The sequence below is a fragment of the Phocaeicola sp. RTP21198st1_B8_RTP21198_201120 genome, from assembly GCF_040929485.1.
In the GTDB taxonomy this organism is placed as follows: domain Bacteria; phylum Bacteroidota; class Bacteroidia; order Bacteroidales; family Bacteroidaceae; genus Phocaeicola; species Phocaeicola dorei.
The window spans coordinates 1,529-2,394 of the sequence record NZ_JBCOCI010000204.1 but is presented as its reverse complement, the minus strand read 5'-3'; the positions used below and the strand labels follow the sequence as shown (position 1 = coordinate 2,394).

The window sequence follows — 866 nt, the reverse complement described above, 5'->3', positions numbered from 1 at the left end:
ACAGCAGCAACAGGAGCTATCCATCAGATGCTTTCACACGGATTGATGACAGCCTTATTCTTTGCTCTTATCGGTATGATTTATGGACGTACACACACACGTGACGTTCGCGAGCTTGCCGGCTTAATGAAAGTGATGCCGTTCCTTAGTGTATGTTATGTAATTGCCGGTCTTGCCAACCTCGGTCTGCCGGGATTAAGTGGTTTTATTGCTGAAATGACTATTTTCGTCGGCTCTTTCCAGAACAACGACCAGTTCCACCGTGTACTGACTATCATCGCTTGTTCTTCGATTGTGATTACTGCAGTCTACATTCTGCGTCTGGTAGGTAAAATTCTATACGGAACCTGCACCAACAAACATCATCTCGAACTGACTGATGCGACTTGGGACGAACGTGTAGCCGTTATCTGCCTCATCGTTTGTGTAGCCGGACTAGGTATGGCTCCTTTCTGGGTTAGCCACATGATTGGTGAAAGTGTACTCCCCGTAGTCTCACAACTGATTCCATAACCTTTAATTTTTAATCTTTAATAATTAATTTGTAAATATGGATTATTCACAATTTCTATATATGCGAGAAGAGCTGTCGCTCATAGCTGTCCTACTGCTGCTATTTCTAGCTGACCTCTTCATGAGTCCGGATGCACACAAAAATAGTGGGAAAGCACGCCTGAACACCATGTTGCCCGTTATTCTGATGGCTATCCATACGGCTATCAACCTGATTCCGGGAACTGCTACCGATGCATTCGGTGGTATGTATCACTATGTACCGATGCACACAGTTGTTAAATCGATCCTGAACGTCGGTACACTGATTGTTTTCCTGATGGCGCACGAATGGATGAAAAGAGAAGACACTT

The 866-nt window shown here is 44.5% G+C and carries 1 protein-coding gene and 1 pseudogene; both read left to right on the top strand.

The window, feature by feature from the left end:
• Positions 1–513, top strand: a 513-nt coding sequence (locus AB5935_RS24510; RefSeq protein WP_368327703.1) for a proton-conducting transporter membrane subunit, incomplete at its 5' end; no start/stop codon positions are given.
• A gap of 37 nt (positions 514–550) precedes the next feature.
• Positions 551–866 (top strand): annotated as a pseudogene (locus tag AB5935_RS24505) (NADH-quinone oxidoreductase subunit N); the annotation flags it as partial.